Origin of the sequence: Pollutibacter soli, assembly GCA_029269725.1 — a bacterium.
Lineage (GTDB): Bacteria > Bacteroidota > Bacteroidia > Chitinophagales > Chitinophagaceae > Pollutibacter > Pollutibacter soli.
In genome coordinates, this window is the sequence record JARJHS010000001.1 from 76,754 (window position 1) to 93,179 (window position 16,426).

At 41.6% G+C, this 16,426-nt stretch carries 14 protein-coding genes; all 14 read left to right on the forward strand.

All coding sequences use genetic code 11. From position 1 onward, the window contains the following. Positions 1–4: 4 nt before the first annotated feature. The 14 genes from P2W82_RS00375 (at position 5) to P2W82_RS00440 (ending at position 16,266) form a co-directional block, all read left to right on the forward strand. Positions 5–1,195 (forward strand): DUF2911 domain-containing protein, encoded by a 1,191-nt coding sequence (locus tag P2W82_RS00375; protein ID WP_336513837.1) that lies wholly within the window; start codon positions 5–7, stop codon positions 1,193–1,195. A 112-nt stretch (positions 1,196–1,307) separates the two neighbouring features. After that, positions 1,308–2,954, forward strand: coding sequence for a M28 family metallopeptidase (locus P2W82_RS00380; RefSeq protein WP_336513838.1), 1,647 nt, complete (start codon positions 1,308–1,310; stop codon positions 2,952–2,954). A 123-nt stretch (positions 2,955–3,077) separates the two neighbouring features. Then, a complete protein-coding gene (gene tsaA / locus P2W82_RS00385; RefSeq protein WP_336513839.1) occupies positions 3,078–3,470 on the forward strand; it encodes a tRNA (N6-threonylcarbamoyladenosine(37)-N6)-methyltransferase TrmO in 393 nt (130 codons plus the stop codon). A gap of 209 nt (positions 3,471–3,679) precedes the next feature. Next, positions 3,680–4,471: a nuclear transport factor 2 family protein gene (locus P2W82_RS00390; protein WP_336513840.1), complete on the forward strand. Its 792-nt coding sequence runs from the start codon at positions 3,680–3,682 to the stop codon at positions 4,469–4,471. Positions 4,472–4,643: 172 nt separating this feature from the next. Next, complete coding sequence (locus P2W82_RS00395) at positions 4,644–5,585, forward strand: NADP-dependent oxidoreductase (protein WP_336513841.1); 942 nt, start codon at positions 4,644–4,646, stop codon at positions 5,583–5,585. A gap of 268 nt (positions 5,586–5,853) precedes the next feature. Then, positions 5,854–6,264: a VOC family protein gene (locus tag P2W82_RS00400; RefSeq protein WP_336513842.1), complete on the forward strand. Its 411-nt coding sequence runs from the start codon at positions 5,854–5,856 to the stop codon at positions 6,262–6,264. A gap of 378 nt (positions 6,265–6,642) precedes the next feature. After that, complete coding sequence (locus P2W82_RS00405; RefSeq protein ID WP_336513843.1) at positions 6,643–7,131, forward strand: YdeI/OmpD-associated family protein; 489 nt, start codon at positions 6,643–6,645, stop codon at positions 7,129–7,131. Between the two features lie 38 nt (positions 7,132–7,169). After that, the gene (locus tag P2W82_RS00410; protein ID WP_336513844.1) at positions 7,170–7,565 is read left to right on the forward strand and encodes a VOC family protein; all 396 of its coding nucleotides are present in this window, start codon (positions 7,170–7,172) and stop codon (positions 7,563–7,565) included. Positions 7,566–7,688: 123 nt separating this feature from the next. After that, the gene (locus P2W82_RS00415) at positions 7,689–8,306 is read left to right on the forward strand and encodes a DUF3667 domain-containing protein (protein ID WP_336513845.1); all 618 of its coding nucleotides are present in this window, start codon (positions 7,689–7,691) and stop codon (positions 8,304–8,306) included. 593 nt (positions 8,307–8,899) lie between these two features. Then, positions 8,900–10,102, forward strand: coding sequence for a DegT/DnrJ/EryC1/StrS family aminotransferase (locus P2W82_RS00420; RefSeq protein ID WP_336513846.1), 1,203 nt, complete (start codon positions 8,900–8,902; stop codon positions 10,100–10,102). Beyond that, positions 10,099–10,836 carry a 3-deoxy-manno-octulosonate cytidylyltransferase gene (kdsB, locus tag P2W82_RS00425; protein WP_336513847.1) on the forward strand — a complete coding sequence of 246 codons (738 nt, stop codon included), beginning with the start codon at positions 10,099–10,101 and terminating at the stop codon, positions 10,834–10,836. Before P2W82_RS00420 ends, kdsB begins: the two co-directional genes overlap by 4 nt. Next, entirely contained in the window at positions 10,836–11,912 is a 1,077-nt protein-coding gene (locus P2W82_RS00430) for an iron-containing alcohol dehydrogenase family protein (protein ID WP_336513848.1), read from the forward strand. The genes kdsB and P2W82_RS00430 overlap by 1 nt, the downstream gene beginning before the upstream one ends. 422 nt (positions 11,913–12,334) lie before the next feature. Beyond that, complete coding sequence (locus P2W82_RS00435) at positions 12,335–15,742, forward strand: hypothetical protein (protein WP_336513849.1); 3,408 nt, start codon at positions 12,335–12,337, stop codon at positions 15,740–15,742. 173 nt (positions 15,743–15,915) lie between these two features. After that, positions 15,916–16,266 (forward strand): four helix bundle protein, encoded by a 351-nt coding sequence (locus tag P2W82_RS00440; RefSeq protein WP_336513850.1) that lies wholly within the window; start codon positions 15,916–15,918, stop codon positions 16,264–16,266. Positions 16,267–16,426: the final 160 nt, after the last annotated feature.

Genomic DNA, 16,426 nt, shown 5'->3' on the forward strand with positions numbered 1-16,426 from the left:
GCCAATGAAAAAAATAATCATCAGTTGTTTTACAATAGCATTGACCTGTTGCATTATCCATATTGGATTTGCCCAGGTAAATAGGCCGGTAACTTCATCCTTTATTGGAAGATTGGGGGTTGATACCGTTTTGGTTGAAACATATTCTGTGATCAACAATCACCTGTATGGTAAATCATTTGTACGGGTTCCGGAGGATTATATTGGTGTGTTCAGTATTCACTTTTATCCTGATGGATCAATACGCGAATTGAATGTACAGGCGATGGACCCATTGAATAGCTCCATACCCTTTAAAGCAGTTTCCGGAAAATTTGAATACCGTTTAAATATGAACTGCAGAAACGATTCCTGCTTTTTCTACAATTCAATCAGCGATTATCCGGGCGAAAAGACATATAAACATGCAGTAGAAGAGGTTGATTTTATCGGTGGCTGGGTGCCCTTTATTTCATTGATGGAATGGAACACAAAAAGATTATCTGCTTCAGGGAAATCTTATTTACCATTGAAGATGATGAGCCAGGTGAGAGGTCCCGTCGAAATCGGCATTCAAAAAATTACAAATGACAGCGTAATATTTGGCGGACCCTTTCTGGAATATACGCAAATCAAAACCGACGATTCCGGCGCGATTCTGTATGTTAATGGCGTTGGTACACCATGGAATTATATCGTCACAAGGCAACCGGCGCTTGATGTTGATGAAATAGCAAAGCGGATGACGAAAACCAACGGAATTGGAAATCCATCACCTGATACTGTTGCAAAAGCAAATATCCGTGGCGCAGGTATTGAGGTGAAGTATTTCAGTCCACGTAAACGTGGCAGAGTGATTTTTGGTGGGATTGTTCCCTATGATTCTGTTTGGAGAACCGGTGCCGGACCAGCGACTGTTTTAAGTGTTGATAAATCTTTGCGATTTGGTAAGACAGTGATTCCTCCGGGTAAGTATAGCATCTACACGATCCCACATCAACAGAAATGGCAACTGATATTCAATTCAAATCTAACGAGGTGGCCAACCGATCCGGACCGATCAAAGGATTTTGCAATGGTGACTATCCCATCAAGAAAAGCCAGTGAGAAGCGGGAGAATTTTCAGATCCGGATCGATAGTTCGAAAAAAGGAGGAGAATTGATTATCGCCTGGGACGACACAGAAGCTGTGGCAGCTTTCGAAGTTATTCCCTGACTAAGTCTTGTTTGCAAAAAACATATGCGATGAAACGGCACGATGTTTCAACGAAAACAGCTTCTCGGGTAATGGCTTTTATCCTATTTTCACCCGATAATTTTTACAGGGTATGTATAAGATTTCTTTCATCATTTGTTTTCTATCTGTTTCTTTTTTCGCAGCATGTACCGGTGGTTCTGAATCCAAAGCAGATGCTATCAGTGCTGATTCCATGAAAAGTAATATTGCTGTTCTTGCATCAGATTCCTTTCTTGGTCGTAAACCATTTACCGAAGGCGAAACAAAAACTGTAGAATTTCTTCAGAAGAAATTCAGGGAATATGGTCTTCAACCAGGCAATGGGGATAGCTATCTGCAGGAAGTTCCGATGGTTAACATAAAAGCAACAGCAGCGCCATCGATGACAGTGAAAGGTGCAAAAGGAAGTTTCAGTTTAAAAGCTTTTGATGAGTATATCGTGTGGACGGATAAAGCGGATTCAGTAGAAAATTTGGATAATTCTGATCTTGTTTTTGCAGGCTACGGCGTCGTTGCACCTGAGTACAACTGGAATGATTATGCGAATCTCGACGTTAAAGGGAAAACAGTATTGGTGATGGTAAATGATCCGGGATTCTGGGCAGGAGATACAACTTTGTTCAAAGGAAAGACGATGACCTATTATGGTCGCTGGACATATAAATTTGAAGAAGCGGCAAGACAAGGAGCGAAAGCTTGTCTGATCATTCATAATACCGCAGCAGCAAGTTATCCGTTCAGTGTACAACAAAACAGTTTTAATACTTCGCGTTTGTTACTTGACACCCGCGGTCTTGAAACAAAGAATTGTGATATGATCGGATGGATCACGGAAACAGCGGCCAATAAATTATTCAAAGCTGCCGGTAAAGATTCAGCGCTATTGATGGAAGCAAATGTACCGGGTTTTAAACCCGTTGATCTTGGTTTAAAAGTAAGCACTTCCATGACTGTACAATCTACATACAGCAAATCATACAACGTGATTGCAAAAATTAACGGTGCCAAAAGACCGGATGAGGTTGTGTTGTATACTGCGCATTGGGATCATCTTGGTGTAGGAAAACCCGATGCTTCCGGAGACTCGATTTATAATGGTGCGCTTGATAACGCTACTGGTACTGCAGGGTTGCTGGAACTTGCAAGGCATTTCAATACACTAACGGTAAAGCCGGAACGAACCGTTGTATTCCTGGCTGTCACTGCTGAAGAACAGGGACTACTTGGTTCTGCGTATTATGCGAAAAATCCTGTATATCCTGCAGCGAACACAGTGGCGAACATTAACATGGATGGCCTTAATCGTTTCGAACCGACAAAAGATATTATAGTGGTAGGGCAGGGGCAATCAGAGCTGGAAGATTATCTGAAGACGGAAGTTGAAAAAGACAGTGGGTATATCGCTTTTGAAAATCACCCTGAAGCAGGTTATTATTATCGTTCAGATCATTTCAATTTCGCAAAAGCAGGAATTCCGGCATTGTATATTGAAACAGGTGTTGATGTTGTTGGTAAGGGAAAGGAATATGGAGAGCACTTGCACAATGAATACACATCAAAAGATTATCATCAGCCTTCAGATGAATACAATGCGACTACCTGGTCAATGGCTGGTGCAGTAAAAGATCTCAGGATTCTATTTAATGTCGGTAACAAGTTGGCGAACGAAGAGAAGTGGCCCCGATGGAAGGAAGGTTCAGAATTTAAAGCAATTCGGGAGAAGCAGCCGTTGAATTAATTTTTTCGCCAGGTATCCGATACTTGCAAGTATCGGATACCTGGGAGCTTTCACGAAGTAAAAACGAATTCTTTGAAAATCCATGTGAATAATCTTTTTTTTTGACGGTGTATTTTTCTTTTTATGGACGCGGAAATTCTCTTTATTGGATATGTTGAATCTGAGATAAAATCTATACAGGAAGCTCCTTTGCAGGAATTCGAAAATGCGCCAACGGCGATCCTGAAGATAAAACCCGAATTTGCAAAAGCAGCTGCAGATCTGAAAGCTGGTGACAGAATTATTATTCTAACCTGGATGCATTTATCCGATAGAAAAGAATTGAACACCCACCCGCGCAATGATCCAAATGCAAAGTTAACCGGCATCTTTTCTACACGATCGCCGAACCGACCCAATCCCATCGGTATGCACGAGACAGAAATAACAGCGCTTTTACCCTTAAACAGAATCCAGGTTGCAATGCTCGAAGTATTGGACGGAACACCTGTCATTGATATCAAGCCGGTGTTGTAAGTGGAAAGTGTAATGTTCAAAGTTAACCCCGGATGATGCCAGAAAATCACCATCTCGCAGAGAGCCGTTTTCTTCAGGGTTAAGAAAGTGTCAGAGAACCTGCTTAAAATACGTCCTATAAACTGATTTCGGTGTTCCGGATGCAATTATGCAGACGGTCAGTCAGTGTGATCGATTCTTTCTATTTTCATTGTATTAAAAATACTATGATGAAAACAGGATGGCCAGCAAGGATTTGTTTTAGCTTTATTTTTACTCTCATTTTCAGCAATCAGATTTTCGCCCAGCAGAATGACAAACAGGTTGCAGAGAAGGTGTATGGACTTGATAGTTTATTCTGGGTAGCTTACAACAATTGTGATGTTGCCGGAATGCAGAGATTGATTGATCCGGGGATAGAATTTTTTCATGATAAAGGCGGCATTACAAAAGGTATAGATGCCATGGTCGCGTCGATCAAGAACAATCTTTGCAGTAATCCTGAGTTTAGGGTTCGTCGGGAAGCTGTACCAAATACGGTAAAAGCTTTTCCGATGTCAAACGGGAAAGAGATCTATGGTGTGCTGGTGTCAGGCGATCATTATTTCTATAACAAACAGAAGGACAAAAATGAAACCCTCGAAGGCCTTGCGAAATTTTCCAATCTATGGATATTGATCAATGGTGAATGGAAAATGAGCCGGGTGTTCAGTTATGATCATGGTCCGGCGCCATTCATCAACAAAAGAAAAATGATCGCACTTTCGCCTGTATCTCTGGACGTGTATACGGGAATTTATACCGGCACTCAAACCGGCGACGTACACGTGAAAAGAAAAAATGATTTCCTTGTTCTCGGGATTGGCAATAGCAATTTTGATATTTTTCCAGAGACTGATGGCCGGTTCTTTTCAAAGGAACGTGATCTTGTTTTTGAATTCAGAAAAGATCCGCAGGGTAAAATTAAAGAGATGATTGTGATCGAAAAAGGAAATGAAGCGGAGCGTTTGACAAGAAAATAGTACGTAAATATTTTTCTGATTCCTGATTTCTTTGTTCTAAAGAATAAGATTCCATGTTTTCAAAAATTAAACTGGAAGGAAATCGCTATTTTCGGAACGGATATCATCACTTCAAAAGTGATGATTTTTTTATTCAATCGATGGAATAAGAAAATTCATAAAAAATATTTGAATGAAAGCAATTGTCCTGAAAGGTTTTGGTGGCGTAGAAGTGTTGCATCCTGCAGAAATCGCTGTGCCGGAAATTGGTGCTGATGAAGTACTGGTGCAAACGAGGTCCATCAGTATCAACCCTGTAGATATAAAAACACGTTCCGGAAAAGCATTATCACAGAGATTAAAAGATTTTGATCCAATTATACTTGGCTGGGATATAGCCGGCATAGTTTCAGCAGTTGGCAGCAATGTGACCGAATTCAGCAAAGGCGATGAAGTATTCGGCATGGTAAATTTTCCAGGTCACGGTAAGGCATATGCAGAATATGTAGCTGCGCCGGCGTCGCATCTCGCGCTGAAACCTAAAAATATCGGCTTTCAGCAGGCGGCAGTTTCTACACTCGCTGCTCTTACGGCCTGGGAAGGGTTGGTCGATCATCTTAAAATAAAAAAAGGCGACCGTCTTCTCGTACATGCTGCTGCAGGTGGGGTGGGGCATTTTGTAGTGCAGTTGGCAAAGCATTTGGGTGCCTATGTTATTGGTACTGCATCAGCAAAAAACAAGTCATTTGTATTGGGTCTGGGTGCAGATGAGTTTGTAGATTATACATTAGGTCCGCTCGAGCAAAGTATCGGATCGATCGACAAAGTCTTTGATAATATGGGTGGTGAAAATATTGACGCATCCTTTAAAGTAATGAAACCAGGTGCATCAATTCTCAGCATTCCATCTGGAAAAAATGATGGTGTTGAGGAAAAAGCTGCTGCAGCAGGATTCTCCGGATATAAGATGCTGGTATCGTCTAACGGTCAAAACCAGGCGAAAATTGGTTCTTTACTTGAAGCCGGATATATCCGCCCGCATATCAGTAACCGTTATTCTCTCGAACAAATGGCTGAAGCGCATCTGCAAATTGAAACCGGGAGAACGGTTGGGAAATTAGCAATTGATATATAGATCTGCTTAAAAATTCACCATACTTTACTTCGGCAACGTCGCTGTTTGTTTTTGCGCTAAAGACCGGATCCTTGTGTTAGTTTGTAGCTCCTCAATTTAGCTGGAGGTAGTTGAACTTCAATTATTTTCTCCCTGTATTCTGTTCCTGTTTTCTTTTTTTGTATTCTGTGATTTTCTTCAATTGCCGCATTCTACCCCTTATAATGACGTTATCCCACGCTATCGTGTATACATTGAATCATACCTTAGGTGTATAAATTCTACAATTATGGCAAAACTGAATCCTTATCTGAGTTTTGATAAAAATTGCCTCGAAGCAATGACTTTTTACAAGGAATGTTTTGGTGGAGAACTGACTATGCAAAAGGTTGGCGAAATGCCGGAAATGGCTGCACAGATGCCACCAGATTTCAAGGACCTGATCATGCATTCGACCCTCGTCAGCGGTGGAGTTACGATCATGGCTTCCGACCTTAACCGGGAAAAACCGCTGGAAGGGAATGCAGTACATCTTTGCCTAAATGCTGAATCGGAAGAAGAACTTATCAGATTATTTTCAAAACTCGGCGACGGCGGAAAAATTATTCAACCCATAGGCGATATGCCATGGGGAGGCATGTATGGTGAACTGGATGATAAGTTTGGCAAGCATTGGGTGTTTAATTGGCAGAAGAAGTAGTTGGTAACGGGAAGTTGTTGTAAAACTGGAGACGCCATGCATGGGTTTTCCAGGTGTAAGAAGCGCATTTCGCCACATGGGGTTTCTAATGTGACAATCAATAGAAACGCTGAGCAGAATTACTTCAGTGGAAAGCTTTGCTAAAAGAAGTGAGGTGACTGTGCCAGTCTGATAACTGATAACCGACAACTGTCAATTCCTGTGAACCGTGAAATATGAACTCCTATCTTGCAATCTTCACTGGGTATCCCAATGTCGCTTTGATCAGGGACGAAAAAAAATTAATCGGAATAAATTCTACCAGGATGTATACTTCAAAAGGAAGAACAGTGGTGCGCTGTATCAGCCCTTGTAACATTAGTAAGTTTACAATAATTGATGCTGACCGATAAGCAATCATATAAATTCAAAGCAAAGATTTACGTTACTGGTATTAACTGGTGCGTAGACGTGCCTGAACGAATTTCATCTGAATTAAAGGCTGGTAAAGGTTATGTACGCATAAAAGGAACGATTAATGGATTTGAGTTTGACAAGTCTTTGGTTCCTGTTAAAAATAATCCTTACCGTTTGTTTGTAAATAGTATCATGATGAAGGGAGCAAAAACGGCTGTTGGAAAAACGGCTGAATTTGAAATCAGAGAAGATGAGCGAAAGCCGGAATCGGTATATCCCATGCCTGAATTTCTGGAGAAGATTCTCAGGAAACAAAAGCTTCTTAAAGTTTTTGAATCGATGACGATGTGGAAAAAAAAAGAAGTGTTGCGATATCTTTATCGGTTAAAATCGCAGGAAACCATAGATCGAAATGTACGGAAATTAATTGTGCAACTGAAATCAGGGACAAAAGATAAACACTTGCGCTGAAGCGAATGTTCAAATCGTACTTTGTTTAAAATCATTTTATGAGCTCAGAAAAGAAATTTGCGTTTGCCCCACAGTTATATATCCCTCATGGAGTGGAGGATGTGAGTTTTTATGTCGACGGTTTGGGTGCGAGAGAACTGCGACGATTCAGTAATGATGATGGAACTGTACATGTAGCAGAATTTTTGCTCGGTGATCAGATATTCCACCTTCATGAGACGAGTGAACGGATCAACTGCTTGTCTCCGGCCGAAGCAAAGTCATCAACAGTAATGATCGGACTTTTTGTAGATGATGTTGACGCAGTCATGCAATCGGCAGAGAAAGCCGGTGCGAAAATTATCAATCCCGCACAGGATTACGATTATGGCTACCGTCAGGGCGAATTGGTTGATCCTTTCGGCCATTTGTGGTTGATTGAGAAGTCGATTTAATCGGCTATTTTCGGGAAAAAATTGAAGCAGCGCTGCGAAAAATGTCACCAGCAAATTGATACAGCCTTTTGCCCCAACTGCGGAACCCCGGCAGAAATTCCAAGGATCAATTCTCATTTTCTGTTGCATGAAGTTCAGCATGAATTTGTTCATGTTGACAAAGGATTTTTCTATACGACTAAAGAACTTTTAATCCGGCCGGGTCACTCCATCCGTGAGTATATCATGGAATCAAGGTACAGACATTTTAAGCCTATTGCTTTTTTATTTATATGCTCGGTTATCTATACTTTTCTCGATCAAAAAATCGGTGTGAAGCCACCGGTACAAACACTCGAAGGCAATGTGGGAAAAATGTTGTATTGGATCTCTGAAAACTATTCTTACGCAAACCTTGTAGAAATATTTTTTATTGGTCTTTTTGTCTGCCTTTTTTTTCGGCGCAAGGGATTTAATTACTTTGAAAATATTGTGCTGCTTTGTTATGTCACGGGGTTTGCAATGCTGATCGGTGTGTTGTTTATGATTGCCGGGTATGTTTTTAAATCTGAAACTATAACATCTTATTATCCCTGGATTCTTTTCCTCTATATAGTCTGGGCCATTGGTCAGTTTTATGATCATCGTAATGCAGTATCCTATTTGAAAGCCCTGCTCGCTTATGTTGTAGGATTTTTCACGTTTGTTATCCTTTCAATAATCCTGGCTATGGTATTGGAGAAAGCAGGAGTAATTTTTTAGAATATGATTGCCGGAAAAGGGAATGATTATCTGCTTATCAGATCTCTGGGTTTTAATTCTTCTCAGTGTTGTTGCTTTCGCTGTGTACAGAAAGTTTCGTCGCTACAGATTGGTGAAGCAGTAGTCTATGGTTAATAGTTCATAGTTTGAAAAGCCAGTTCATAGTTTGTGGTTTATGGATAAAAACTCTTGAGAAAATACCGATTTACAAGAGACAAACAGTAGAAGAATGGTGTTTTGACATTTTTACTTAAGATACAAATGTCTTATTTGCGGAAAAGAATAAAACATGAAACTTTAAACTACAGAAACTGCTCGTTTGGCAAAAGGACCGGCTGACCAGGCGAAATTCTACACAATGGCAAAATCAACTTTAATCGAATTGGATTCTTAACTGAAAAGTGGAATCGCTTAGGGTTTTGTTTAAAAGTTGCTGATCAAAATGTTATTAGCAATGCTGGGTACAAAAGGGGAATAGTTGATTTAGCGATGCTTGATTTTCGTCAATCTTTCTAAGGAGAATTCCTATGAACTTTGAACAATGGACTATGAACTGATTTTTCCTATTTTCGTTCTATCAAAAACTACTCCCCATGCCCGGATTCGAACTATTCGGCGATGATGAACGGAAAGAAGTAAATGAAGTTCTCGAATCCGGAATCCTCATGCGTTATGGATTCGATGCTGCAAGAAAGGGTCGATGGAAAGCAAAAGAACTGGAGGCAGCCATTTGTAAAGAATTAAAAGTAAATCACGCCCAGGTTGTTTCCAGCGGAACGGCTGCACTTACAACGGCACTTGCATCTCTTGGCATCGGTGCGGGCGACGAAGTAATCATGCCTGTCTTCACTTTTGTTGCCAGTTTTGAAGCGGTATTATCTGTGGGTGCAAGTCCTGTATTAACGGATGTTGACGAAACGCTCACACTCGATCCGCAAGCAGTTGAAGAAGCTATTACTCCCAATACAAGATGCATTATGCCTGTGCATATGTGCGGTGGGATGGCTGATATGGATGCATTGAAATCGATTGCGTCAAAATATAATCTTCCGATTCTGGAAGATGCGTGCCAGGCGATCGGCGCAAGTTTCAAAGGAAATTATCTTGGTACGATCGGTAATGCAGGGGCTCTTTCTTTCGATTTTGTAAAAACTATAACCTGCGGCGAAGGCGGTGCTGTGATTACGAATAATAAATCAATTGCCGATAGTTGCGACGCGTTTTCTGATCACGGCCATGATCACCTGGGAAAAGATCGCGGCGCTGATCTTCATCCTTTTCTTGGATACAATTTTCGTATTTCTGAATTACATGCAGCTGTCGGGCTCGCACAATTACGCAAGCTCAAAACTTTTGTGACGATGCAGCGGGAGCGAAAAGCAATACTTAAAGAATCCATCGGGAATATTCGTGGGATAAGCTTCAGGAAATTACCTGATCCGGCAGGAGACAATGCTGCTTTTCTCACTTTCTTTTTACCTAATGAGAAAGCGGCCAGAGAAACAACCAAAGCAATTCAGGCTGCTGGGTTATCTGCGTTTTACTGGTTCGATAACAACTGGCACTACATCCGGAAATGGAATCATCTTAAGGCGGGACAATCACTTTACGGACTTCACGCTGATCAACTGAGCCAGTTGCAGAAACTTAACGAAAGAAATTTCACGCAGTCTGATTCGATACTCAGCCGTACCATCAGCATGCCTGTAAGCCTGAGCTGGAGTATTGATAACACCAGGGAGAAAGCGCAGAAACTATCGGAAACATTATCTTCCATGGCAGGTGTTTTGGTATGAGCAGAATTGCGCTTATCCCCGCTCGTTACGGAGCAACCCGGTTTCCCGGGAAGTTGTTAGCGGATCTTGCCGGAAAGCCGGTAATCATCAGAACTTATGAAACTGTTTATAATACGGGACTTTTTGACCGGGTAGTTGTAGTAGCAGATGGTGATGAAATCGAATCTGTCGCAAAACAATACAGTATAGAGGTTGTACGAAGTAAAAAAGAGCATGAGAGCGGCAGCGACAGAATTGCAGAAGCCGTAGCAGATATCGACACTGAGATAGTAGTTAATGTACAGGGAGATGAACCATTCGCAGATCGCGAAGCATTGAAGAAGTTGCTTGAAGTTTTCGAAGGAGAAGCGGGAAAAAGCGTGAAAGTGGCTTCACTGATGCAGGTACTCAAAGATGGAACGCTGATAAACGATCCGAACTATGTAAAAGTAATTGTTGATCTGAATTTCAATTCTTTATTATTTTCGCGGTCTCCTCTGCCTTACGTACGCGACCATACAAAGAAACCGGATGTTTTTGAGCATATTGGCGTTTATGCATTCCGGAAACAGGCTTTGATGGATTTTGCTGCCTGGCCGGTGACGCCCCTCGAAGCCGCAGAAAAAATTGAATGTCTCCGTTACCTTGAGCATGGTGTAAAACTAAAAATGGTTCTGACAAAATATATGGGAGTGGAAATAGACACTCCCGAGGATCTGGTTAGGGCGAATGAACTTTTTAAAAATCGCCGTTAATGAAATTCAGGAATTTTAAGATGGTTGATTATGTCGTCTTCGGAAGAGGAAGTTTTGATCAGCTGCAGGAAATTCTCGCACCACATCGGAAAGAAAAATTTCCGATGATCTTTTTTGTGGATCATTTTTTTCAAACCAAACAGGATTTTCTTTCCCGCATCCCCGCAGAAGAAAGTGACGAGGTCATCTTTATTGATGTCAGTCATGAACCGAAAACAATTTATGTTGATGACCTTACTTCATTTCTTAAGAAAAAATACGGAACGATTTCAGGTATCATAGGAATTGGCGGCGGCTCTACGATGGATATGGCCAAAGCTGTTTCTTTGATGATCAATAATCCCGGTTCATCAAAAGATTACCAGGGATGGGATCTTGTAAAATTTCCGGGCGTGTACAAAGTTGGAATACCCACACTTTCGGGTACCGGTGCTGAAATTTCAAGGACCGCGATTTTGACAGGACCTGAACGAAAACTCGGCCTCAACAGCGACTTTACACCCTTTGACCAGATCATACTCGATCCGGAATTGATATACAATGTTCCGAAGGAACAGCGGTTTTATACAGGCATGGATTGCTATATCCATTGTATAGAATCCCTCTCGGGAACCTATATCAACGAGTTCAGCAGATCCTATGGAGAAAAGGCGCTGGAGAGTTGTCAGAAAATTTTTCGTCAAAAGGATCAATGGGATAATGCAAGCGATGATCTGCTGATGATGGCCTCTTACGCGGGCGGTATGAGCATTGCATACTCGCAGGTGGGTGTTGCCCACGCAGTAAGTTATGGTTTGAGTTATCTTCTCGGAACTCATCACGGTGTTGGCAATTGTATCGTGTTTAACCACCTGGATGAATACTATCCTGAAGGCGTTTCAGAATTCAGAGAGATGGTTAAAAAAGCCGGCATCTGTATTCCTCAGCATGTTACCAGCGGTTTGTCTTCCGTCGAGTTTGATAACATGATTAATGTTTCGCTTGGATTGGTTCCTTTATGGGAGAATGCCCTCGGCAAAAACTGGCGCGAGATCATGACACGGGAGAAGTTGAGAGAACTGTACGAGAGACTGTAGGCAGGAGTGGGGAGGCGGGAGATTTATCGCATAGTTGACAGTATCAACCCTGCAATTCAATTAGTTGTAATATTTAAAAGGTATTCCTCCTGTTATCTGGTGAGATTATTTCTACGCGACCATCAAAAGAATCGTCCGGATTAGAAATAAAGCATCAGGAGATCATTGGTATGTCAGGTATTATTTTCAAATCAATCTTTCCGTTAAATTGTCCATTCTATAAATTTCACTCTAAAAATTAGATGCTTCATTCTACCCACTGATATCTAATTCTCCTGCCTCTCTACTCCTTACTCCTCACTGATTTTCACCTCCTTATGCAATAATTCCTACTTTTAGGCATTTATATACAAACTGCGTCGCTATTGTTCCGAATGAGGGTAATATGGCTGCTAATCTTGGTATGGGTAGGGGGGGAAACGTTGGCGCAGCCGATTTCTTCGTCCAATCTGCGAAAAAAATGGGTAAGTACCCGCGATTCCGTCGTGCGGATCGACACCCTTAGCCTGATTCCGAATACAATCAAAATCCAGGGTGTACCGTCCTCAGCGTACTCAATCGATTTCGTCACCGCGAGCATCAAATGGCTGCAAAGGCAGGAATCGGATAGTGCCTTTATCGAATACCGCGTGTTTCCGCAAAGACTGGACATGGTCAAACGCCATATGACTTTCGATACCGTGATGGGGAAGTTTGTGGCGACTCCAGTAGTGCCGGAAAAGGAAAAGTTTGGCGCTGGCCTTTTCGATTTCGGACAACTGAATTACAACGGAAGTTTCGGACGAAGTCTTGGCTTTGGTAACCGCCAGGATGTGGTGGTTAATTCAAGTCTGAACCTGCAATTGAATGGCTATATTGGCGACAGTATACTCCTTGCTGCCGCAATCTCCGATAACAATGTGCCCATCCAGCCCGATGGTAATACGCAAAACCTGAATGAGTTTGATCGTGTATACATCCAGTTTTCAAAGAACAAGTGGCGCTTTGCAATAGGTGATATTGATATTCGCCAGAACCAGACTTATTTTCTCAACTTTTATAAACGCCTCCAGGGAGCTTCTTTCGAAACAGAAAACAGGATCGGAGCAAAAACGAAAAACAGTGCGCTCGTTTCCGGGGCTGTAGCAAAAGGAAAATTTACAAGAAACATATTCCAGGGACTGGAAGGTAACCAGGGCCCTTACCGGTTGCGTGGTGCAAACAATGAATTGTTCTTTATTGTACTGGCTGGTACCGAACGCGTCTTTATCGATGGAGTACTCATGCAGCGCGGAGAAGACCAGGACTATGTGATCAATTATAACACTGCGGAAGTGACATTTACACCAAGACAAATGATCACGAAGGATAAGCGTATCCAGATCGAATTTGAGTATGCTGATCGTAACTATCTGAATGCACAGATCTACCTGACTGATGAAATCAATTTCAATGAAAAATTTAAACTGCGCGTCGGCTTCTATAATAATAACGATGCAAAAAATTCTCCGATTAACCAGACGCTTGATACCAAACAGAAACAGTTTCTCGCAGATATAGGTGACAGTGTTCAGAATGCGTATTATCCTTCGGCGATTCCAGACACATCATCAACAGGTAAGGTACTATACGCAAAAATTGATACTGCGATCAGCTCTGCATTGCGTGATTCCATTTTTATTTTTTCCTACAACAATGCTGAAACACGATACTCAGTTGCTTTTACTGATGTAGGTTATGGCAAAGGAGATTACATACAGGATCTGAATAATAATGCCAACGGAAATGTGTATGTCTGGGTAGCGCCGGATTCGGTTACTGGTCAGCGTAAGGGCAGGTACGTGCCTGCCATTTTACTCGTCGCGCCACGAAAGCAACAGGTGTTTAACCTCGGCGCAGATTACCAGGTCAATCGACATACAGCCGTTAAAACAGAACTTGCTGTAAGTGTTCTCGATGTAAATACTTTTTCTTCCAAAGCAAAAGAGAATGACCAGGGTTTTGCGGGAAGAATACTGGTGTCGGATATCAGACCAGTCACAGCTTCGAGAAAACTGGAGTACAAAACAGATCTATACTACGAGACGATTGGACTTAATTTCAGGCCTATCGAACGCTTACGTACAGTCGAATTTTACCGTGACTGGGGTTTACCTTATGTACCACCCGTTGCAGCCGAGAATTTATTCAGTGGAGCCCTGCAGATAAAAAACCCCAGGGATCACCTGGTGAAGTATACTTTTACTGGTTTCCTGCGAAGTAATAACTATGCGGGTTACAGAAATCTTATCCAGCACCAGGCGGATTTTAACGGTTTGAGAATCGTGGATGTTTTCAGTTATACCCATATTGAAGACAACGACCAGAAAGGATATTTTCTTCGGCCCAATATTGATATTTCCAAAGTCCTGAAGAAATGGAAAGATTATAAGATCGGTACATCGTATTCTCTTGAACACAACGAGCTCAAGTACAAAAATTACGACTCCTTAAACCTGACTAGTTTTTCATTTGATGTGTGGCAGTTGTATTTCAAATCACCGGAATTGCCCAATAGATGGGGTATCAGTTATTACACCCGTTCGGATAAGTATCCGCAGGGTGGAAAACTGGTGCGTGCAGACAGAAGTCAGAACGTAAATCTTTACACAGAGTTGATGAAAGGCGAACATCATCAGTTCCGGCTTAATACTACATTCAGAAAATTGAAGGTGTACGATACCAAGGTTTCATTTATTCAGCCTGACGAAACTTTGTTGGGTCGTGCAGAATATTTTACCACGCTATGGGAAGGTGCAATCAGTGGAAATGCATTATATGAGTTGGGTACTGGTCAGGAACCGAGAAGAGATTTCAGTTATCTCGAAGTGCCTGCGGGGCAAGGTGAATATACCTGGATCGACTATAACAATGATGGCATTCAACAGTTGAACGAATTTGAAATAGCGCGTTTCCCTGACCAGGCAAAATACATCAGGATCTTTACGCCAACCACTGATTTTATCAAAGCAAACTATCTTCAGTTCAATTACAGTTTAACATTCAATCCACGTTCTGCGATAAAACCGGGCAATACAAATAAGTTCATGAAATTCATTGCCAGGTTCTACTTACAAAGCGCATTACAGATCAACAGGAAAAAGATTGCAGATGGCATAGGCTCATTTAATCCTTTCGACAATCCGTTCAGCGATACTACACTGTTAACCCTGGATCAATTGTATAGCAACACCATTTCGTTTAACCGATTCAGTTCGATCTGGGGGATTGATTTCAATAACATCCGTTCTTCGGGTCGCGCCTTCCTTTCTTATGGCTATGAAACACGCAGGTTGAATGACTGGTCGGCTAAGACGCGTGTTAATATGGGGAAATTATTTACCGTGGATCTTGTGTTGAGAAATGTCGTCAACGAATTACTCACCCCGCAATTCAATAACCGAAACTACTCCATAAGAGGTAGCAGCCTGGAACCGAAACTGAGTTTCACAAAAGGGACAGTGTTCAGAACTTACTTAAGTTATAAACTCGACGAAAAGAAAAATGAAGGAAGCGCGGAACGTGCGAAGAGTAATTCGGTGAATACGGAGGTAAAATACAATGTTCTTTCAAATACTTCACTCACCGCAAGGTTTACTTATAACCAGATCGACTATAATGGTGCCCCCAACACGACGATCTCGTATATTATGATGGATGGTCTCCTTCCGGGAAAAAACTTTCTCTGGAATCTTGATTTCACACAACGGCTTACCAATTTTCTCGAACTGAGCATGCAGTATGAGGGGCGCAAGGCGGGTGAGTCGGGCGTGGTACATACAGGTAGGGCGCAGTTGCGGGCGTTGTTCTAGAGGGAGGCAGGAGAGCGAAGGCAGGAGATTTAGTTGGTAGTGTAAAGTAACAAGCCTGACTGTGTTTTTTTTCTCTGAATTTCCTAGAAAATTCTGCTGCATTATTGATGAATTGACGTTGTTTGTGTTGAATGATTAGTTTTATTTCAAGTCATTTAAAAAATGGGAATGATATGAATGACTTCAGCTATAAACGTATGATCGTTTGGCAAAAATCGATGCAGTTAACAGCTTCATTGTATCCGTTAATTAACAAACTTCCGTCTACTGAAAATTTCAATCTATGTTCTCAGTTAAGGAGAGCAACAATTTCTGTTTCTTCAAACATTGCTGAAGGCTCTGCAAGAAAATCCGGTGCTGAGCGTGCCCGATTTTATACTATAGCAAGGTCATCAGCGATAGAAATTGATTCGCAACTTGAATCGGCTGTATTACTTAGGTTTTTGAAAGAGTCTGAATGTGAACTTGTAAATGGATTGATTATGGAAATTTTTAAAATCCTCTCCAAGCTCATCATTAGTTAATCGCTAAAGCATTACAGAAGTTTAACTCGCGAAGAGTAGTGTTGTGTGGATGTGCTGGAACTCAATACTGCAAACTCATTCTCCTGCCTCCGTTGTTTTGCCTGCGAGCTAATATATCAATGATGCTTGTTGCTAATATCTATTGACTAAATCTCCTGCC